Origin of the sequence: Enterobacter sp. 61D5 (assembly GCF_034107965.1) — a bacterium.
Lineage (GTDB): Bacteria > Pseudomonadota > Gammaproteobacteria > Enterobacterales > Enterobacteriaceae > Enterobacter > Enterobacter cloacae_M.
The window spans coordinates 74,431-93,853 of the sequence record NZ_JAWNFK010000004.1 but is presented as its reverse complement, the minus strand read 5'-3'; the positions used below and the strand labels follow the sequence as shown (position 1 = coordinate 93,853).

Annotated in this window: 15 protein-coding genes; 4 read left to right on the top strand and 11 right to left on the bottom strand. The window is 58.8% G+C overall.

Annotation, left to right across the window (positions count from 1 at the left end):
* Positions 1-8 precede the first annotated feature (8 nt).
* The 5 genes from UTM25_RS03380 to UTM25_RS03360 all read right to left on the bottom strand — a co-directional run bounded on the left by UTM25_RS03380 (position 9) and on the right by UTM25_RS03360 (position 7,282).
* Positions 9-1,556 carry a sugar ABC transporter ATP-binding protein gene (locus UTM25_RS03380; RefSeq protein WP_194400237.1) on the bottom strand — a complete coding sequence of 516 codons (1,548 nt, stop codon included), beginning with the start codon at positions 1,554-1,556 and terminating at the stop codon, positions 9-11.
* Positions 1,557-1,604: 48 nt separating this feature from the next.
* Positions 1,605-2,534, bottom strand: a complete 930-nt coding sequence (locus tag UTM25_RS03375; RefSeq protein ID WP_023333011.1) for a sugar ABC transporter substrate-binding protein — start codon at positions 2,532-2,534, stop codon at positions 1,605-1,607.
* 31 nt (positions 2,535-2,565) lie between these two features.
* Positions 2,566-3,552, bottom strand: a complete 987-nt coding sequence (gene iolG / locus UTM25_RS03370) for an inositol 2-dehydrogenase (protein WP_194400235.1) — start codon at positions 3,550-3,552, stop codon at positions 2,566-2,568.
* A 287-nt stretch (positions 3,553-3,839) separates the two neighbouring features.
* Positions 3,840-5,765: a 3D-(3,5/4)-trihydroxycyclohexane-1,2-dione acylhydrolase (decyclizing) gene (gene iolD / locus UTM25_RS03365; RefSeq protein WP_194400233.1), complete on the bottom strand. Its 1,926-nt coding sequence runs from the start codon at positions 5,763-5,765 to the stop codon at positions 3,840-3,842.
* 11 nt (positions 5,766-5,776) lie between these two features.
* Positions 5,777-7,282 (bottom strand): CoA-acylating methylmalonate-semialdehyde dehydrogenase, encoded by a 1,506-nt coding sequence (locus UTM25_RS03360; protein ID WP_194400231.1) that lies wholly within the window; start codon positions 7,280-7,282, stop codon positions 5,777-5,779.
* Between the two features lie 292 nt (positions 7,283-7,574).
* Here UTM25_RS03360 and UTM25_RS03355 point away from each other — a divergent pair, with 292 nt between their 5' ends.
* Entirely contained in the window at positions 7,575-8,405 is an 831-nt protein-coding gene (locus tag UTM25_RS03355) for a MurR/RpiR family transcriptional regulator (RefSeq protein ID WP_194400229.1), read from the top strand.
* A 56-nt stretch (positions 8,406-8,461) separates the two neighbouring features.
* Here the strand turns inward: UTM25_RS03355 and guaA are convergent, their stop codons facing one another.
* Complete coding sequence (guaA, locus tag UTM25_RS03350) at positions 8,462-10,039, bottom strand: glutamine-hydrolyzing GMP synthase (protein ID WP_006811514.1); 1,578 nt, start codon at positions 10,037-10,039, stop codon at positions 8,462-8,464.
* A 67-nt stretch (positions 10,040-10,106) separates the two neighbouring features.
* Positions 10,107-11,573 carry an IMP dehydrogenase gene (gene guaB / locus UTM25_RS03345; protein WP_023333022.1) on the bottom strand — a complete coding sequence of 489 codons (1,467 nt, stop codon included), beginning with the start codon at positions 11,571-11,573 and terminating at the stop codon, positions 10,107-10,109.
* A gap of 158 nt (positions 11,574-11,731) precedes the next feature.
* Between guaB and xseA the strand changes: the two genes are divergently transcribed.
* The 3 genes from xseA to UTM25_RS03330 are packed head-to-tail and all read left to right on the top strand — an operon-like array spanning position 11,732 to position 14,534.
* Positions 11,732-13,105 carry an exodeoxyribonuclease VII large subunit gene (gene xseA / locus UTM25_RS03340; protein ID WP_194400169.1) on the top strand — a complete coding sequence of 458 codons (1,374 nt, stop codon included), beginning with the start codon at positions 11,732-11,734 and terminating at the stop codon, positions 13,103-13,105.
* 58 nt (positions 13,106-13,163) lie between these two features.
* Positions 13,164-14,183: a M4 family metallopeptidase gene (locus UTM25_RS03335; RefSeq protein WP_194400167.1), complete on the top strand. Its 1,020-nt coding sequence runs from the start codon at positions 13,164-13,166 to the stop codon at positions 14,181-14,183.
* Positions 14,184-14,534, top strand: a complete 351-nt coding sequence (locus tag UTM25_RS03330) for a protealysin inhibitor emfourin (protein WP_194400165.1) — start codon at positions 14,184-14,186, stop codon at positions 14,532-14,534.
* Here UTM25_RS03330 and UTM25_RS03325 read toward each other — a convergent pair.
* The 4 genes from UTM25_RS03325 to bamB form a co-directional block, all read right to left on the bottom strand.
* Positions 14,531-14,752 carry a zinc ribbon domain-containing protein gene (locus UTM25_RS03325; RefSeq protein WP_194400163.1) on the bottom strand — a complete coding sequence of 74 codons (222 nt, stop codon included), beginning with the start codon at positions 14,750-14,752 and terminating at the stop codon, positions 14,531-14,533. The genes UTM25_RS03330 and UTM25_RS03325 overlap by 4 nt on opposite strands.
* A gap of 55 nt (positions 14,753-14,807) precedes the next feature.
* Complete coding sequence (locus tag UTM25_RS03320) at positions 14,808-16,352, bottom strand: peptide MFS transporter (protein WP_032659418.1); 1,545 nt, start codon at positions 16,350-16,352, stop codon at positions 14,808-14,810.
* 298 nt (positions 16,353-16,650) lie between these two features.
* Positions 16,651-18,123, bottom strand: coding sequence for a ribosome biogenesis GTPase Der (der, locus tag UTM25_RS03315; protein ID WP_023308811.1), 1,473 nt, complete (start codon positions 18,121-18,123; stop codon positions 16,651-16,653).
* 112 nt (positions 18,124-18,235) lie between these two features.
* The gene (gene bamB / locus UTM25_RS03310; RefSeq protein ID WP_039263735.1) at positions 18,236-19,414 is read right to left on the bottom strand and encodes an outer membrane protein assembly factor BamB; all 1,179 of its coding nucleotides are present in this window, start codon (positions 19,412-19,414) and stop codon (positions 18,236-18,238) included.
* Positions 19,415-19,423: the final 9 nt, after the last annotated feature.

Below are 19,423 nucleotides of genomic sequence, written 5' to 3'. Positions count from 1 at the left end.
AAACTCCGTTATGCCGCGTTCAGGGCGTTGTGGTTGATGGCCATCATCGTCATCAGCCGTTCTTCGTTAGCGTCGTCACCGTGGATCTCGCCGGTCACCCGGCCTTCGCTGAGGGTGATGATCCGGTCGGACACCGCCATCACTTCAGGCAGATCGGAGGAGATCACGATCACCGCCACGCCCTTTTTCGCCATGTCAAACAGCACCTGGTGCACTTCCGATTTGGTCCCCACGTCGATGCCGCGCGTCGGCTCATCAACGATCAGCACCCGCGGGTTGAGCGCCATGCAGCGCGCGAGGATCACTTTTTGCTGGTTGCCGCCGGAGAGCTTGCGCACCTCCTGCGCGCTGTTGACCATTTTGATCTGCAGCGCCTTGCGGTAGGACTCAATCAGATCGTCTTCTTTGCGGGTGTTTACGAACCAGCGCCACTGCAGCAGTGAGGAGAGGCAGGAGAGCGACAGGTTGTCGCGAATCGACAGCCCCAGCACCGCCCCCTCTTTTTTGCGATCTTCCGGCACCAGCGCCACGCCCTGATCGAGGGCATACAGCGGGTCGCGCGGCTGATACGGCACGCCGTCCAGCTCAAAGCTGCCCGAGGTAAACGCATCAGCGCCAAACAGGCAGCGGGCCACTTCGGTACGTCCCGCGCCCACCAGCCCGGCAATGCCCAGAACTTCCCCGGCGTGGACGTGGAAGCTGATGTCGTGCAGGGCGATGCCGTGCGGATCCAGCGGCGGCTTTTCGCGGCTCAGCCCCTTCACCGCCAGGCGGATGGGTTTATCCTCATGGTGGGTTTCGCTGGCGGGGCGACGGTTAAAGGCCACGTCGCGTCCGACCATCAGGCGGATCAGCTGTTCGACGTTGGTCTCCGCCACCGCGCCGGTGCCGGTGAAACGGCCGTCCTGGAAAACGGTGAAGCGATCGCAGAGCTGGAAAACTTCGTGCAGACGGTGGGTAACGTAAATAATGCTCACGCCGCGGTTTTTAAGCTCCCGCACCACGCGGTGCAGGCTTTCCACCTCGCTGTCGCTCAGCGCGGCGGAAGGTTCGTCCATAATGATTAACCGGGCGTTGAGGGTCAGCGCCCGGGCGATCTCCACCATCTGCTGCTGGGCGACGCTCAGGCGGGCGACAGGCGTGGTCGGCGCAACGTTCAGCTGGAGGTAATCGAGAATGACCTGCGCTTCCTGGTTGACTACCCTTTCGTCGACGATCAGGTTACGCCTGCGCGGCTCGCGCCCGAGAAACATGTTTTCCGCGACGGTCATGTTGGGCAGCAGGTTGAACTCCTGATAGATGGTGATAATGCCCTTGTTCTGGCGTTCCACCGGAGAGTCGTCCACCGGCAGCGTTTCGCCGTTGAACCAGATATCCCCGCGCGTTTGCGGCTGTGCGCCCGCGAGCGCCTTCAGCAGCGTGGATTTTCCCGCCCCGTTTTCCCCCAGCAGGGCGTGAATTTCGCCGCTGCCGACGGTTAGCTGAGCGCTGCTCAGCGCCCAGACGCCGGAAAAGCTTTTTGCCAGGTCGGTCACTTTCAGTAAGGGTTGCGACATCAGTCTGCTCCTCCTCATGATGAGCCGCCAGAGGCGGCTCGGGACATATTAGTTACCGGCCTCACCGATACGCTCAGCCTGCTGCAGGTTCTCTTTGGTGATCAGCGTCGGCGGATAGTCGGCCCCGGTAATGGCTTTCTTCTCGCGCACGTTGGCCACCAGCTGGCTCATCGCCGTCTGCACCGCAAAGCCCGGACGCTGATCCGCCGTTACCGCCAGCCAGCCGTCGCGCACGCGGGCCAGCGCTTCCGGCACCGCATCAAACCCGGTCACGAGGATTTCGCCCGGCTTCACGCCCTGGCTCTGCAGCGCTTCAATCGCGCCCAGCGCCATATCGTCGTTGGCGGAGAGGATCACCTGCGGGCGCTTCGGCAGCGAAGGGAGAACGCTTTCAACGATGCGCATCCCTTCAGAACGCATCCAGTTGCCGGTCTGATCGGCGACGATCTTGTATTTATCCCCGCCCGCCTTCAGGCTGTCGCGGATCCCTTTGGTGCGTTCAATGTTGGAAGAGGAGCCCGGCTGGCCGGTGAGGAGAATGATGTCCGCGCCGTTGGGGAATTTGGTTTTGACGAAGTCGCCAACCGCCTGGCCGCCCTTGTAGTTGTTGGCGCCAAAGTGCGGCACTTTCTTCTGGCTGTCGACGGAGCGGTCAAGAGTGACGATCGGCAGCTTTGCATCCTGAATTTCATCCACCGCGCTGGAGACCGCGTTGACGTCGTTCGGGGAAACGATAAAGCCCTGCGCCCCGCGGGTGATGGCGTTTTCCAGGTCAGCCACCTGCTTCGGCGAGCTACCCTGCCCGTCCAGCACCTGAAGCTTCACGCCCATCTCTTTTGCGGCTTTCACCGCCGTGCGCTGCATATGAACTTCAAACGGCATGGCCAGGTTTGGCGTACTGAAAACAATTTGCTCGTTTTCGGCGAGGGCGGCCCCGGACGTCATGGCGATGAGGGCGGCTACGATCAGTTTTTTCATTATTATGTCTCTCTGTGTAGGGTTGTTGTGTTTAGAGGACGATCTCGCGCTGGCTGCGCAGTGACTCCAGCGCTTTATCCGCAAGGTACAGCGCACGTTCACCATCATCGCCGCTGCAGTCAGGCACCGCTTCGCCGCGCAGGACCGCAACAAAGTGTTCCCATTCCGCGGCGTAAGCGGATTTGTAGCGCTGCAGGAAGAAGTGTTCCGGCAGCGCGCTGGTGCAGCCCTGTTTGCCGTAGTGCTGCACCTGGTTTTCAAGAATGTTGCCCGCGCACAGCAGCCCTTCGGAGCCGTGCAGCTCCAGGCGCTGGTCGTAGCCGTAAGATGAACGGCGGCTGTTGACGATGGTCGCCATCGCGCCGGAGGCATATTTCAGAACGATAAACGCGGTATCGATATCCCCCGCCTCGCCAATCGCCGGATCCACCAGGTTGCTGCCCTGGGCATACACCGACACCGGCTCTTCGCCCATGATGAAGCGGGCCATGTCAAAGTCGTGAATGGTCATATCGCGGAACATGCCGCCGGAGACGCGCACGTACTCCGCAGGCGGAGGAGACGGGTCGCGGGAGATGATCAGCAGCGACTCCGGTTTGCCGATGCGCCCGGCCTGGGCGTCGGTTTTCACGCGGCAGAACTGCGGGTCAAAGCGGCGGTTAAAGCCAATGAACAGCGGCACGTCGTACTCTTTGACCACCTTCAGGCAGTCGCGCACGCGGGCGAGGTCAAGGTGTACCGGCTTTTCACAGAAGATGGCCTTACCGTGGCGGGCGGCCATTTCAATCAGATCCGCGTGGGTATCGGTGGCGGAGGCGATCAGCACGGCGTGAACGTTAGGGTCGGTCATCGCCTCAATCAGGCTCTGCTGGCGTGCCTGATACTGCGCGGCGAGACGGGTGGCAAATTCCTGATTCGGGTCAACCACGGACCAGAGCGTGGTCGCACCGTGGCTGGCGATGTTAGCTGCATGTACCTGGCCAATTCGGCCAGCGCCCAGTAAAGCAATGTTAAACATAACGGCTCCCGGTGTTGGTGAATGCTGTGAACTAACGACCCTATAAATAAAACATTTATTTCATTTTTATAAATAGTGAAAATTATGTTTTTGAGTGCGGGTTAACACTTTTGAGATGAATGAGATAAATTTTGTTATCAATCTCACAACATAGCGGGAGGGATTCCCCTCCATTACAGAGGTGCGAGGGAGAAAAAACCACACCGAGCCGTCCCCTCTCCCTGTGGGAGAGGGTTAAGGTGAGGGAAAACAAAAATGAAATGAAAATTTCGTTACGGCAGGAAAACTTAATACTGACGGGCTTTTTTCACCTGCGCCTGCGTTTGCTCGGCGGCCTCACGCACGGCAGAAGACGCCGCCACCTGCGCATCACCGGTTCGCCACCACGAGGCGTAATCGTGGGTCATGGTCTTCGGCAGCACCTTGATGTCCAGCAGCGTCGGGCCGGGATGCGTCCGTGAGGCCTCAAGCGCCGCCAGCAGGCTTTGCTCATCGTTCACCCGCCACGCGCGGCAGCCGTAGCTCTCCGCGTTTTGCGCAAAATCGACCTTCACCAGCGGCCCGTCAAGCCGCCCGGTTTCCGGGTTGCGATGGCGGTTTTCCGTGCCAAAGCTGCCCATGCCGTGCCCCATCTGCAGGTTGTTAATGCAGCCGAAGCTGGCGTTATCAAACAGCAGGACGGTGACCTTAATGCCCTCCTGAACGGCGGTTTGCAGCTCGGAGTGCAGCATCATGTAGGAACCATCCCCCACCATGGCGTACACCGGCAGATCGGGTCTGGCGAGCTTCGCGCCGAGGGCGGCCGCAATCTCGTAGCCCATGCAGGAGTAGCCGTACTCCAGGTGATAGCTGTCCGGCGTTTTGACCTGCCAGATACGCTGTAAATCGCCCGGAAGCGAACCGGCCGCGCCCACCACGATGGCGTTATCTTCAATATGCTGGTTGATCAGCCCCAGCACCCGCGTCTGGGTCAGGCGGGTGTTGAGCGTCTCGCCGTATTCCGCCAGCTGCGCGTCCATGTGCCCTGCCACTTCGGGCGCGTCGTCAGGACGCCACTGGCGATCCCACAGGCGACGGCACTCGTCGCGCCAGACGGACTTCGCCTGAGCGATCGCCTCTCCCCAGACGCTGCGGTAATCTCCGAGCGCGTGGGTCAAGGCCTGCAGTCCGGTTTGGGCATCGGCAATCAGCGCGGTCGCGTCCAGCTTCAGGGCGTCAAACTCGGCCACGTTCAGCAGCAGGAATTCGACGTCCGGGTGGGAAAAGAGCGCCTTGGAGCCGGTGGTAAAATCGGTCAGGCGCGTGCCGACGCCAATCACTAAATCCGCCTGCGGTGCGAGCTGGTTGGCGGCCATTCCCCCCGTCACTCCTACGCCGCCCAGGTTAAGTGGGTGGTCACTTACCAGCGCCCCCTTTCCGGCCTGGGTTTCAGCAAACGGCAGCCGCAGCGTCTCGACAAATTCGCGAAACGCCTCATGCGCGCCGGAATAGCGCACGCCGCCGCCGCACACCACCAGCGGACGACGCTTGCGGGCGATCAGCGCCCGCGCCTGCGCCAGACGCTGCGGGTCAGGCGGACGGCGCTCAATATGGTGCACGCGACGCGCGAAGAAGCTCAGCGGGTAGTCCCAGGCCTCTCCCTGAACGTCCTGCGGCAGACAAATCGTCACCGCGCCGGTATTGGCGGGGTCAGTAAGCGTTCGCATCGCGCTTAGCATGGCACTCATCAACTGCTCGGGGCGGTTGATGCGGTCCCAGTAGCGGGAGACCGGACGGAAGCAGTCGTTGGTGCTGATGCTAAGATCGTGATACTGCTCGATCTGCTGCAGCACCGGGTCCGGCTGGCGGCTGGCGTAGATATCGCCCGGCAACAGCAGCAGCGGGATGCGGTTTGCCGTGGCGGTGGCCGCCGCGGTCACCATATTGGCGGCACCCGGCCCGACGGAGGAGGTGACGGCAAAAATGCGCTGACGGCGGTGCTGTTTGGCAAATCCCGTCGCCATATGGGCAATGCCCTGCTCGTTGCACCCCTGCATCACCTGCAGATGGCCGGGGTCCTGCTCCAGCGCCTGGCCGATACCCAGCACGTTGCCGTGCCCAAAGATGGTGGCCACGCCCTCCACGAAGGGCGTTTCGTCGCCGTCCACGCTGACGTACTGTTGATTAAGGAACCGGACCAGCGCCTGGGCCATGGTCATACGTTCGGTTTGCATAACGCCTCCTGTCAGCCCAGCGTCGGCATGGAGAACGCAGCGCCTGTCTCCTGCTGCATTTCCGGCCAGCGCGCGGTGATGGTTTTCATTCGGGTGTAGAAACGCACGCCGTCGCTGCCGTGGACGTTGAGCGCACCAAAGATGGAACGCTTCCAGCCGCCGAAGCTGTGGAATGCCATCGGCACCGGGATCGGCACGTTAACGCCCACCATCCCCGCCTGCACCTCTTCGCAGAAGCGGCGCGCACAGCCGCCGTCACGGGTGAAGATTGCCGAGCCATTACCATATTCATGGCGGTTAATCAGGTCCACCGCGCTGGCGTAATCTGCTACGCGCACCACAGAAAGCACCGGACCAAAAATCTCTTCTTTATAGATGGTCATCTCCGGGGTGACGTTATCGAACAGCGTCGGCCCGACGAAGTAGCCCTGCTCGTGGCCCTTCACGCTGAAGCCGCGACCGTCCACGCGAAGCTTTGCCCCCTGCGCTTCCCCGCTGTCGATGTAGCCCAGCACCTTGCTGCGGTGCGCGGAGGAGATGAGCGGCCCCATTTCGTTTTCCGGCGCCTGGTCCAGGCCCGGCCCGACGCGCAGCGCGGCAATCTGTTTTTCCAGCCGGGCGCAGAGGTCATCGGCGGCTTTATCCCCCACCGCCAGCACCACCGAGAGCGCCATGCAGCGCTCGCCCGCCGCGCCGTAGGCCGCGCCCATAATAGCGTTGGTGGCCATCTCCATGTCGGCATCCGGCATGAGAATGCAGTGGTTTTTCGCGCCACCCAGCGCCTGACAGCGCTTACCGTGGGCAGATGCGGTCTGGTAAATGTATTCCGCAATTGGCGTGGAGCCGACAAAGCTCACCGCCTGCACGCGCGGGTCGGTCAGGAGCACGTCAACGGACTCTTTATCGCCCTGCACCACGTTGAACACGCCGTCCGGCAGGCCGGCCTCTTTCAGCAGCTGCGCGAGCGCCAGTGCCAGGGAAGGATCTTTTTCCGACGGCTTCAGCACGAAGGTGTTGCCGGTCGCCAGCGCAATCGGGAACATCCACATCGGCACCATCGCCGGGAAGTTAAACGGCGTGATCCCGGCGCAGACGCCGAGCGGCTGCATCAGCGAGTGGCTGTCGACGCCCGTGCCAACGTTCGCAGAGTGTTCGCCCTTTTGCAGATGCGGGATGCCGCAGGCAAATTCCACCACCTCCAGGCCGCGGGTCAGTTCGCCCACCGCGTCGGAGAAGACCTTGCCGTGCTCTTCGCTGATAATACGGGCCAGGCGATCCATGTTCTCTTCCAGCAGCGCCTTGAAGCGGAACATCACGCGCGCGCGCTTAAGCGGAGCATGGCGCGCCCATGCCGGAAACGCCTGCTGCGCGGCGGCAATCGCCTGCTCCGTTTCCTGCGCCGTACTCATCACCACCTGGCGGATCTGCTCGCCGGTGGCCGGGTTGAAGATCGCCTGAACGCGCTGGCCTGAACCGGTGACACATTCGCCGTGAATAAAATTCGCTACCGTCTCCATCCTTAACCTCTCGCTGTTGATACGTGACTGTTACCTGAACACTGTGTACTGAACACTATATATGAAACAAATATTCCATTTTAAGTTGAAATAAAATAAATGATGATTATTGTGATCAAGGATGGATTTTTATGTTAACAGCCAACAACACTAGTACAGCGTGCGCTATTAAGGAATTTCGGGCGAGGAAATGACTGAAGTTTCTGTTTCATTTTTGCTGCCAGATGGATGGCCGACATTTAAAAGACGCGGTTTTGCGTTTAGAATCATAAGACTGTATTTGGGGGATAAGATGACGACAGCAACCAGCCTGAACGAACTGCAGCAGCAAATCCGCGATCGCTACGATAGCCTGAGCAAGAGGCTGCAGCAGGTCTCCCGCTACGTGCTGGATAACACCAACAGCGTGGCCTTTGATACGGTTGCCGTCATTGCCGAGCGCGCCGACGTGCCGCCCTCGACGCTGATCCGCTTTGCCAACGCCTTTGACTTCACCGGCTTCAACGAAATGAAACAGCTGTTTCGCATGAACCTGGTGGAGGAGACCGCCAGCTACAGCGACCGCGCCCGGCTGTTCCGCGAGATGGAGAGCGAGGCCGTGCCGGAAACGCCGCTCGATATCCTGCAGGAGTTTGCCCGCTCGAACGCGCAGGCGCTGCAGCAGCTGGCCGCCCGCGCCGAACCGGAAATGCTGAAGCGCGCGGTGCAGCTATTGGCCGACGCCGACACCATCTACATCGCCGGACTGCGCCGTTCCTTTAGCGTCGCGGCCTACCTCACCTACGCCCTGAGCCATCTGGAGTGCCGCCCTATCCTGCTCGACGGCATGGGCGGCATGCTGCGCGAGCAGATTAGCCGCATTAAGGCGCGCGACATCGTGGTGTCGATCAGCTTCTCGCCGTACGCGGAAGAGACGGTGATGGTCAGCGAAACCGCCGCCAGCGTCGGCGCGCGGCAGATCGTGATTACGGACAGCCAGATTAGCCCGCTGGCGACGTTCAGCGATCTCTGCTTTGTGGTGAAAGAGGCGCAGGTTGATGCGTTTCGCTCCCAGTCGGCGACGCTGTGCCTGGTGCAGTCGCTGGTGGTGGCGCTGGCGTATCGGTTGGGCGAGGGGAAATAAGGAAATAAAAAACCCCCTGCACAGGCAGAGGGTTTGGATGTTAATTCAGCGGGAAATTATTCCCACTCAATCGTAGCCGGTGGCTTACCGCTGATGTCATACACCACGCGGGAAATACCGTTAACTTCGTTGATGATGCGGTTAGACACGCGGCCTAAGAAGTCATACGGCAGATGCGCCCAGTGCGCGGTCATGAAGTCGATGGTTTCTACCGCACGCAGGGAGACAACCCAGTCGTACTTACGGCCATCGCCCATGACGCCTACAGAGCGAACCGGCAGGAACACGGTGAACGCCTGGCTTACCTTGTTGTACAGGTCAGCTTTGTGCAGCTCTTCGATGAAGATCGCGTCCGCGCGACGCAGCAGGTCGCAGTACTCTTTCTTCACTTCGCCCAGCACGCGCACGCCCAGACCCGGGCCCGGGAACGGGTGACGGTAGAGCATATCGTACGGCAGGCCCAGTTCCAGACCGATCTTACGCACTTCGTCTTTGAACAGCTCGCGCAGCGGCTCAACCAGACCCATCTTCATCTCTTTCGGCAGGCCGCCCACGTTGTGGTGAGATTTGATGACGTGCGCTTTACCGGTTGCGGATGCCGCGGATTCGATCACGTCCGGGTAAATGGTGCCCTGCGCCAGCCACTTCACGTCTTCCAGCTTCAGCGCTTCTTCGTCGAACACTTCAACGAACACGCGGCCGATGATCTTACGTTTCGCTTCCGGATCGTTCTCGCCTTTCAGGGCGTCAAGGAAGCGCTGCTCGCCTTCCACATGAACGATGTTCAGGCCGAAGTGGTCACCGAACATGTCCATAACCTGTTGGGCTTCGTTCAGACGCAGCAGACCGTTGTCGACGAAGACACAGGTCAGGTTTTTGCCGATGGCGCGGTGCAGCAGCATCGCGGTCACGGAGGAGTCCACGCCGCCGGAGAGGCCGAGGATCACTTTGTCATCACCAACCTGCTGGCGGATACGCTCAACGGCGTCGTCGATGATTTTTGCCGGGGTCCACAGGGCTTCACACTGGCAGATGTCACGCACGAAGCGCTCCAGCATGCGCATACCCTGACGGGTGTGGGTCACTTCCGGGTGGAACTGCACGCCGTAGAAGCGTTTTTCTTCGTTTGCCATGATGGCGAACGGGCAGCTTTCGGTGCTGGCAACGGTCACGAAGTCAGACGGGATGGCGGTGACTTTGTCGCCGTGGCTCATCCACACGTCCAGCAGCGGTTTGCCGTCTGCGGTCAGGGAGTCTTCGATACCGCGCACCAGCGCGCTGTCGGTGACGACTTCTACCTGCGCGTAGCCAAACTCACGCTCGTTAGAGCCTTCGACGTGGCCGCCCAGCTGCATTGCCATGGTCTGCATACCGTAGCAAACGCCGAATACCGGCACGCCAGCTTCGAACACGTACTGCGGCGCGCGCGGGCTGTTCTCTTCGGTGGTACTTTCCGGGCCGCCGGACAGGATGATGCCGCTTGGATTGAATTCGCGAATCTGTGCTTCCGTGACATCCCACGCCCACAGTTCACAGTAAACGCCCAGTTCACGTACGCGACGCGCCACCAGCTGAGTGTACTGAGAACCGAAGTCCAGAATGAGAATGCGATGTTTATGAATGTTTTCCGTCATTGACGCTAATTCCGAGGCAAGTGAAACAAAAACAGAGCGCCCGGCAGAAGCCGGGCGCGGAAACTTATCAGGAGCCCAGACGGTAGTTCGGGGACTCTTTGGTGATCGTCACGTCGTGAACGTGGCTCTCCTGGATACCCGCACCGCTGATGCGTACGAATTCCGCTTTAGTACGCAGCAGGTCAATGGTACCACAGCCGGTCAGACCCATACAGGAGCGCAGGCCGCCCATCTGCTGGTGAATGATCTCTTTCAGACGGCCTTTATAGGCAACGCGACCTTCGATACCTTCCGGCACCAGTTTGTCTGCGGCGTTATCGGTCTGGAAGTAACGGTCAGAGGAGCCTTTGGACATCGCGCCCAGGGAGCCCATACCGCGGTAAGATTTGTAAGAACGGCCCTGGTAGAGTTCGATTTCACCCGGAGATTCTTCGGTACCGGCCAGCATGGAGCCTACCATTACGGCTGCGGCGCCCGCGGCGATCGCTTTGGCGATGTCGCCAGAGAAGCGGATACCGCCGTCAGCGATAACCGGAATACCGGTGCCTTCCAGCGCTTCAACCGCGTCAGACACCGCGGTGATCTGCGGAACGCCCACGCCGGTGACGATACGGGTAGTACAGATAGAGCCTGGACCGATACCCACTTTCACCGCGCTGCAGCCAGCGTCGGCCAGCGCGCGAGCGCCTGCGCCGGTGGCCACGTTACCGCCGATGATCTGCAGATCGGGGTATTTGGCGCGGGTATCGCGAATACGCTGCAGAACGCCTTCGGAGTGGCCGTGAGAGGAGTCAATCAGCAGGACGTCAACGCCCGCAGCAACCAGCGCGTCAACGCGCTCTTCGTTACCGGCGCCAGCGCCAACCGCAGCGCCGACGCGCAGACGGCCATGCTCGTCTTTACAGGCGTTAGGCTTACGTTCTGCTTTCTGGAAATCTTTAACGGTGATCATGCCGCGCAGATGGAAGCTGCTGTCAACAACCAGCGCTTTTTCAACGCGTTTTTCGTGCATTTTTGCCAGCACCACGTCGCGGGTTTCACCTTCGCGAACGGTAACCAGACGCTCTTTTGGCGTCATGTAGACGCTGACAGGCTGGTTCAGGTCAGTCACGAAACGCACGTCACGACCGGTAATAATACCGACCAGTTCGTTCTCTTCGGTCACAACCGGGTAACCGGCGAAGCCGTTACGTTCGGTCAGAGCTTTCACTTCGTGCAGCGTGGTGGTTGGCAGAACGGTCTGTGGGTCAGACACGATGCCGGATTCATGTTTCTTCACGCGGCGAACTTCTTCGGCCTGACGTTCGATAGACATGTTTTTGTGAATAAAGCCAATGCCACCTTCCTGTGCCAGGGCGATAGCCAGGCGCGCTTCAGTCACGGTGTCCATTGCCGCAGAGAGCATAGGAATGTTCAGGCGAATGGTTTTCGTCAACTGCGTGCTGAGATCGGCAGTATTCGGCAGAACAGTGGAGTGAGCGGGAACGAGGAGGACGTCGTCAAACGTCAGTGCTTCTTTAGCGATACGTAGCATGGGCAATATCTCTGACCTGGGTGGTTAAATATTGCCGTGGCATTATACAGAGCGTAACCGATTGCATCTACACTTTTTTATAAAAAAGCTTGCGATTGCCTCTCAGCAGGTTACTATCGACTGAATAACTTGCTGATTTAGAATTTGATCCCGCTCACATGTTATCCTCTCAATCCCCCTCAATTTATACCGTCAGCCGCCTTAATCAGACGGTGCGTTTGCTGCTTGAGCAGGAAATGGGGCAGGTCTGGATCAGCGGTGAGATCTCAAACTTCACGCAACCGTCCTCCGGTCACTGGTACTTTACCTTAAAAGACGACACCGCCCAGGTGCGCTGCGCGATGTTCCGCAACAGCAACCGCCGCGTGACGTTCCGCCCTCAGCACGGCCAGCAGGTTCTGGTTCGCGCCAATATCACCCTGTATGAGCCGCGCGGCGATTATCAGATTATCGTCGAGAGCATGCAGCCCGCGGGCGAAGGCCTGCTGCAGCAGAAGTATGAACAGCTAAAAGCCCGGCTCTCTGCCGAGGGGCTGTTCGACCAGCAGTACAAAAAGACGCTGCCCTCCCCCGCCCACTGCGTTGGGGTCATCACCTCGAAAACCGGTGCGGCACTGCACGATATTTTGCACGTGCTGAAGCGTCGCGACCCTTCCCTGCCCGTCATCATCTATCCGACCGCCGTTCAGGGTGACGATGCGCCGGGACAGATAGTTCGCGCCATTGAGCTGGCGAACGCCCGTCAGGAGTGCGACGTATTAATCGTTGGGCGCGGCGGCGGCTCGCTGGAAGACCTGTGGAGCTTTAACGACGAGCGCGTGGCACGGGCAATCTTTGCAAGCCTTATCCCCGTGGTGAGCGCCGTCGGCCACGAAACGGACGTAACGATAGCCGATTTTGTCGCGGATCTGCGCGCGCCTACGCCGTCCGCGGCGGCGGAAGTGGTCAGCCGCAACCAGCTGGAGCTGCTGCGTCAGATTCAGAACGGCCAGCAGCGTCTTGAGATGGCGATGGACTACTTCCTTGCCAACCGTACCCGCCGCTTTACCCAGCTTCATCATCGTCTTCAGCAGCAGCACCCGCAGCTGCGTCTGGCGCGTCAGCAGACCGTCCTGGAGCGCCTGCGTCAGCGCATGAATTTCGCGCTGGATAACCAGCTCAAGCGTGCGGTGTCGCGCCAGCAGCGCGTGACGCAGCGCCTGAACCAGCAGAACCCGCAGCCGAATATTTATCGCGCGCAAACGCGGATCCAGCAGCTGGAGTATCGTCTGGCGGAGACTGTCCGGGCGCGGCTGAGCACCACCCGCGAGCGTTTTGGCAATGCGGTGACCCATCTTGAAGCGGTCAGCCCCCTCTCCACGCTGGCACGCGGCTATAGCGTGACGACGGCGACGGACGGCAAAGTGCTGAAGCAGACCAAACAGGTAAATACCGGCGATGTGCTAACGACGCGTCTTTCAGACGGCTGGATTGAAAGCGAAGTGAAATCAATTAAACCGGTGAAAAAAACGCGTCAGCGTAAAACCGGATAATTCTTCGCCGGTTACTTACTATACTGCTGCTATTCCCTTTTTTAATAAGGAGAGCAGCATGCCCCATCTTCATAGCGTTATTCCCCCTTATATTCTTCGTCGTATTATCGAAAGCGGTTCCGAGCCGCAGCAGCGCTGTGCCCGTCAGACCTTAACCCATGTCCAGACGCTGATGGCCCACATGCCGGGCAAACCCGCCGCGCCCCACGTGAATAAAGCCGGACAGCTGGAGCGCGATATTTACGACGCGAAGCAAACCCAGGAGCTGCCGGGTACGCAGGTGCGTTACGAAGGCCAGCCGTCGAACGGCGATGTGGCGGTGGATGAAGCCTATAACTATTTAGGTATTACCCATGATTTCTTCTGGAAAGAATATCAGCGTGATTCGCTCGATAATAAAGGGCTTATTTTGACCGGCACCGTTCACTATGGCCGGGAATATCAGAACGCCTTCTGGAACGGTCAGCAGATGGTATTTGGCGACGGCGACGGGGACATATTTAACCGCTTTACCATCGCCATCGACGTGGTAGCGCACGAGCTGAGCCACGGCGTGACCGAGACCGAAGCCGGGCTTATCTATTTTGAACAGTCGGGCGCGCTAAACGAGTCTCTGTCGGACGTGTTTGGCTCGCTGGTCAAACAGTACCATCTGAAGCAAACCGCCGATAAAGCTGACTGGCTCATTGGCGAAGGCCTACTGGCTAAAGGGATTAACGGCAAAGGGCTGCGCTCAATGTCTGAACCCGGCACCGCCTATGACGATCCCCTGCTCGGCAAAGACCCGCAGCCTGCGCACATGAAAGATTTCATTAAAACGCGCGAGGATAACGGCGGCGTGCACCTGAACTCCGGCATCCCAAACCGGGCATTTTATCTGGCCGCGACGGCGATCGGCGGCTATGCCTGGGAAAAAGCGGGTTATGCCTGGTACGACACGGTTTGCGATCGCAAACTGGCGCAGGATGCGGATTTTGAGGCCTTCGCAAAACTGACGATCGCGCACGGAGAGAAACGCTCCGGCGGCGACGCTGGTGCGGCCATTAAACAAGCCTGGGAACAGGTGGGAGTGTTGTAAATGCAGGTTCCGGAACTGACGGATGACGCCGTGGTTGAGCTGGCCCGGGAAGGCGGCGTCGCTTTTATCCCCAGGCTTAGCGGACAGCGCACCATCGCGCTCTCCTCGCTCAATGAAGCCCAGCGCCAGCGCCTGGTGAGCATCCTGGAGCAGGCTTTTCCACGCGGCCAGCCGCCCGGGCAAGCCTCTTCACCCGGCAGCGGCGACCAGCGATATTTCCGCATCCAGATTATCTGGACCGGGCAAAATCAGGCGCACTATGCCGATATCATCGTGCTGGTGCCCGAGCAGGAAGCGCCCGAGTCGCTGGTCGAGCTGTGGCAGAAAGGCGAAGGCTGCATCTGCGATTAACCTTCGGCCCGAACAAACTCCACGCGTTTTTTAGAGATAAGGCCGTGGCCGTTCTGGCAGAAATAGTCCACCGCGCCGCAGGCTTTTAATACCTGGAGCGGCTGATGGCACTCAGGGCAGCGGGCTTCAAGCGCAATATCTTTATTACAGCTGTCGCAGTGCGCTACCCCGTTCTGGGGCTCCAGCGGTGCGTGGCATTCCGGGCAGATAATCGACATATTCTCTCCTGTTGGGTTTTACCGGGGCATAACGCCGCCCCGGCAAGACCGAGGTTTATGAGGCGTTAGCAGCCGGTTTAGTCTGCGCATTTTCCAGCATGCGGCGCACCGGAACAATGAGGACGATCAGTACCGCGGCACAGATCAGCAGCGCGACGGAGCAGCGAGCAAAGAGGTCCGGCAGCATATCCAGCTGATCGGCCTTCACGTGGCCGCCGATCAGGCCCGCCGCCAGGTTACCCAGCGCGCTGGCGCAGAACCACAGCCCCATCATCTGGCCGCGCATTCTTTCCGGCGCAAGCAGCGTCATGGTCGCCAGGCCAATCGGACTCAGGCACAGTTCACCGAGCGTCAGCATCAGGATGCTGCCCACCAGCCAGAACGGCGATACGCCCGCTCCACCGCTGCTCAGCACGTTCTGTGCCGCCAGCATCATCAGGCCAAAGCCTGCCGCCGCGCACAAAATACCAATAACAAACTTGGTGATGCTGCTCGGACGAATGTTTTTGCTCGCGAGCTTCGGCCATGCCCAGCTAAACACCGGTGCCAGCAGGATGATGAACAGGGCGTTGATTGACTGGAACCACACCGCCGGGATTTCAAAATCACCAATCATGCGGTTAGTGTAGTCGTTGGCAAACAGGTTGAATGAGGTTGGCTTCTGCTCAAACGCGGACCAGAAGAACGCCGCGGAGATCAGCAGAATAAAGCAGACCAACAGCCTGGCGCGCTCTTTACGGTTCAGCCCCGCAAAGACAAACAGATAAATAAAGTAGAGGGCAACAGATGCCGCAATCACGTAGACCAGCACGCTGGCTACCGCGACCGGGTTAATCACAATCACGCCCTGCGCAATCAGCGTCACGATCGTTGCCACGCCTGCCGCCAGCGCCAGCAGCCAAACACCCACGCCGTTACGCTTCACCACCGGGCTGTTCCAGGTGGAGTCGAGGCCGACTTCGCCGTCATAGCGTTTCATCGCCGGAACGGCAAACACGCGGAAGATAATCAGCGCCACCAGCATCCCGATGCCGCCAATACCAAAGCCCCAGTGCCAGCCGTGAGTTTTAATCAGCCAGCCGGAAATCAGCGGCGCGATGAACGAGCCCATGTTGATGCCCATATAGAACAGCGAGAAACCGCCGTCACGACGCGCGTCGCCTTTTTTATACAGGGTGCCGACCATCACCGAGATACAGGTTTTAAACAGCCCGGAGCCAAGCACGATGAACATCAGGCCGATAAAGAACAGGTTGTTCCCCATCACCGCTGAGAGCGCGATCGACAGGTGTCCGAGCGCAATCAGGATCGAGCCGTACCAGACGGCTCTCTGCTGACCAAGCCAGTTATCTGCCAGCCAGCCGCCCGGCAGCGCGGCCAGGTACATGGTACCGGCAAAGATACCGACAATCGCCGAGGCGTTTTCACGCGCCAGGCCCATCCCGCCGTCATAGACGGTGGCGGCCATAAACAGGATCAGTAACGGACGAATGCCGTAAAACGAGAAACGCTCCCACATCTCGGTGAAGAACAGGGAACCGAGCGGATACGGATGGCCGAAGAACGTTCGGCTCTCTTTTTGATTAACAGTGGATTGCATAATTCTCCCGAAAGGTATGTCGTCGTGCTTGTAAACACCAGCAGGTACGCCGGCCAGTTACGTATCTGGCCGATTTTTTACATGCGGCGAAAAGTTAGTTAACCATTTGATAACCAGGCGCTAGTTTTGTCTAGTACCGGACCCTGGACTTTAAGATGAAAATTCGACGATTGTCTACTTTCTTAGATTTAAACTTGGTTGAAAGTGAATAGTGATTGACTTCACACAGAGAAAACCGGCGGTATGATTGGGTAAAAAAACCCGCGATAAACGCGGGCTTTCGTGAAGCAGGTAAAGCTTATTTGCTTTTCTTAATGTGCTTAATCAAGCGTTTACGCTTACGCATCTGGTTTGGCGTCAGGGTGTTGCGCTTGTTGGCAAACGGGTTTTCCCCTTCCTTGAACTGGATACGGATAGGCGTGCCCATAACGTCCAGCGATTTACGGAAGTAGTTCATCAGATAGCGCTTGTAGGAATCCGGCAGGTCTTTCACCTGGTTGCCGTGAATTACTACGATTGGCGGGTTGTAACCACCGGCGTGGGCATATTTCAGCTTCACGCGACGGCCACGCACCAGCGGCGGCTGATGGTCTTCTGCAGCCATGTTCATGATGCGGGTCAGCATCGCGGTGCTCTGACGACGGGTGGAGCTGTCGTACGCTTCACGCACGGATTCGAACAGGTTACCCACACCGCTGCCGTGCAGCGCAGAGATAAAGTGCACGCGGGCGAAGTCGATAAAGCCCAGACGGAAGTCGAGGGTCTCTTTCACCTGCTCGCGCACTTCATTGCTCAGGCCATCCCACTTGTTGACCACGATAACCAGTGAGCGCCCACTATTAAGGATAAAGCCGAGCAGAGAGAGGTCCTGATCGGAGATACCTTCGCGTGCGTCGATGACCAGCAGCACTACGTTGGCATCTTCGATCGCCTGCAGGGTTTTGATAACGGAGAATTTTTCCACCACATCGGTGATTTTCCCGCGCTTACGCACCCCGGCGGTGTCGATGAGGACATACTCACGCTCATCGCGCTGCATTGGGATGTAGATGCTGTCACGCGTGGTGCCCGGCATGTCGTAAACGACCACGCGCTCTTCCCCCAGAATACGGTTAGTAAGCGTAGACTTACCTACGTTTGGACGGCCCACGATAGCCAGCTTGATCGGCAGATCCTGCGGGTTGAAGTCGTCTTCAGGCTCTTCTTCGCCCTCTTCTCCGTCTTCGAACTGCGCCCAGTATTCAGCGTCTTCGTCCACCTCTTCCGGCGGGTTCACTTCATCAACCCACGGCAGCAGAACGGTTTCCAACAGGCTGGTGACGCCACGGCCATGCGATGCCGCAATCGGGTAGATTTCACCCAGGCCCAGAGACCAGAAATCTGCGACGGCCTGATCGGCATCGATGCCGTCAGTTTTGTTCGCCACCAGGAAGGTCGGCTTTTCGCGTGAACGCAGGTGTTTGGCAATAGCAGAGTCCGCCGGCATCAGGCCAGCGCGCGCATCCACCATAAACAGCACCACATCCGCTTCTTCAATCGCCAGCAGCGACTGTTCCGCCATGCGGGTTTCAACGCCGTCTTCTGTGCCGTCAATACCACCAGTATCAATACAGATGAACTCGCGTCCTTCCACCTCTGCACGACCGTACTTACGGTCACGCGTCAGCCCCGGGAAATCCGCAACCAGCGCATCACGGGTGCGTGTTAAACGGTTAAAAAGAGTGGATTTTCCAACGTTAGGGCGCCCGACAAGCGCGACCACAGGTACCATGTTTGAAGCCTCATAAAATTCAAAATAACGTCGCTTTCGCGGCGTTTTTAAAAATGTCAAAACGGCTCCTGAGTGAACAGGAGCCGTTTAGTATACTACAACCGCCGGGTAATTAACGCGTGATCGCGTACAGCGTGCCGTCTTTTGCCTGAATCAGCAGCTTGCCATCGGCCACAACCGGATCGGTCAGGAAACCAGAGCTGTCGACTTTTTGCTGTGCAACAAAGCGGCCGTTATCCGGATCGATCCAGTGCATATACCCTTCGCTGTCGCCAACCACCAGGCTACCGTTGTACAGCGCTGGCGAGGTCAGCAGACGGTGCAGCAGGTCGCTTTGCGTCCACAGCGTTACGCCGCCTTCGGTGCTCAGAGCCAGCAGACGGTCGTTCTGGTCAACCATATAGATACGGTTACCCTCAACGATGAAATCGTTCACAGAGCCCAGCTCACGTTTCCACATGATCTGGCCGCTGCGCAGATCCAGCGCGGTCAGGTTGCCGTTATAGGCCAGCGCGTAAACCACACCGTTAACGATGACCGGCGTTGTGTCTACGTCGCTCAGACGATCAATTTCCGTTGAGCCAGTAGCCTGAGAGATACGCTGCTGCCAGATCATCTGGCCCTGCTGCATCAGCACTGCGCTCACGCGACCGTTGTCACCGCCCACAATGGCAGCACCAAATGCGGTAGCCGGTGCGGATTCGCCGCGCAGAGAGAGCGCAGGCATATCCAGGTTAACGGTCCATTTCACCAGACCGTCCGCTTCATTCAGCGCCTGCAGCTGGCCGTTGCTGGTATGAATCAGCACCAGACCGTCGCTTACTACCGGACGAGACAGGGATTCACCCGCTACGGTTGTTTGCCAGGCAATGGAGCCGTCGCTGCTGTTCAGCGCATAAACCTGCGCTTTTTCGCTGCCCACGTAGACATGACCACCGGCAACGGTCAGACCGCCAGACAGCAGTGCAGGTTTACGGGAGAACCAGCCGTCTTTTTCCGCCAGGTTAACGGACCATACTTCTTTCCCGTCATCGGCGTTCACCGCTTTCACGGTACCTTTGCGGTCAGCGGCATAGACAACGCTGTCTGCATACGCAGGATGAAGGTTGGAATAGAAATCACCAATCCCATTGCCCACGGAGACATCCCACGCGGTGGATGGGGTAAACTGGTTTTCAACCGTCGGCAGTGGGGACATTTTCACAACGTCTTCTTCGCCACTGAACAGTGAACAACCACTCAATAACGTAACAGAAAGCAGTCCTGGCAGAAGTAATTTACGCAATTGCATCGGGTCCCT

What these genes read in the sequence shown, in the direction of transcription:
- UTM25_RS03380 (WP_194400237.1), bottom strand. Translation starts at nt 1,556, where the DNA reads ATGTCGCAACCCTTACTGAAAGTGACCGACCTGGCAAAAAGCTTTTCC.
- UTM25_RS03375 (WP_023333011.1), bottom strand. Translation starts at nt 2,534, where the DNA reads ATGAAAAAACTGATCGTAGCCGCCCTCATCGCCATGACGTCCGGGGCC.
- iolG (WP_194400235.1), bottom strand. Translation starts at nt 3,552, where the DNA reads ATGTTTAACATTGCTTTACTGGGCGCTGGCCGAATTGGCCAGGTACAT.
- iolD (WP_194400233.1), bottom strand. Translation starts at nt 5,765, where the DNA reads ATGCAAACCGAACGTATGACCATGGCCCAGGCGCTGGTCCGGTTCCTT.
- UTM25_RS03360 (WP_194400231.1), bottom strand. Translation starts at nt 7,282, where the DNA reads ATGGAGACGGTAGCGAATTTTATTCACGGCGAATGTGTCACCGGTTCA.
- UTM25_RS03355 (WP_194400229.1), top strand. Translation starts at nt 7,575, where the DNA reads ATGACGACAGCAACCAGCCTGAACGAACTGCAGCAGCAAATCCGCGAT.
- guaA (WP_006811514.1), bottom strand. Translation starts at nt 10,039, where the DNA reads ATGACGGAAAACATTCATAAACATCGCATTCTCATTCTGGACTTCGGT.
- guaB (WP_023333022.1), bottom strand. Translation starts at nt 11,573, where the DNA reads ATGCTACGTATCGCTAAAGAAGCACTGACGTTTGACGACGTCCTCCTC.
- xseA (WP_194400169.1), top strand. Translation starts at nt 11,732, where the DNA reads ATGTTATCCTCTCAATCCCCCTCAATTTATACCGTCAGCCGCCTTAAT.
- UTM25_RS03335 (WP_194400167.1), top strand. Translation starts at nt 13,164, where the DNA reads ATGCCCCATCTTCATAGCGTTATTCCCCCTTATATTCTTCGTCGTATT.
- UTM25_RS03330 (WP_194400165.1), top strand. Translation starts at nt 14,184, where the DNA reads ATGCAGGTTCCGGAACTGACGGATGACGCCGTGGTTGAGCTGGCCCGG.
- UTM25_RS03325 (WP_194400163.1), bottom strand. Translation starts at nt 14,752, where the DNA reads ATGTCGATTATCTGCCCGGAATGCCACGCACCGCTGGAGCCCCAGAAC.
- UTM25_RS03320 (WP_032659418.1), bottom strand. Translation starts at nt 16,352, where the DNA reads ATGCAATCCACTGTTAATCAAAAAGAGAGCCGAACGTTCTTCGGCCAT.
- der (WP_023308811.1), bottom strand. Translation starts at nt 18,123, where the DNA reads ATGGTACCTGTGGTCGCGCTTGTCGGGCGCCCTAACGTTGGAAAATCC.
- bamB (WP_039263735.1), bottom strand. Translation starts at nt 19,414, where the DNA reads ATGCAATTGCGTAAATTACTTCTGCCAGGACTGCTTTCTGTTACGTTA.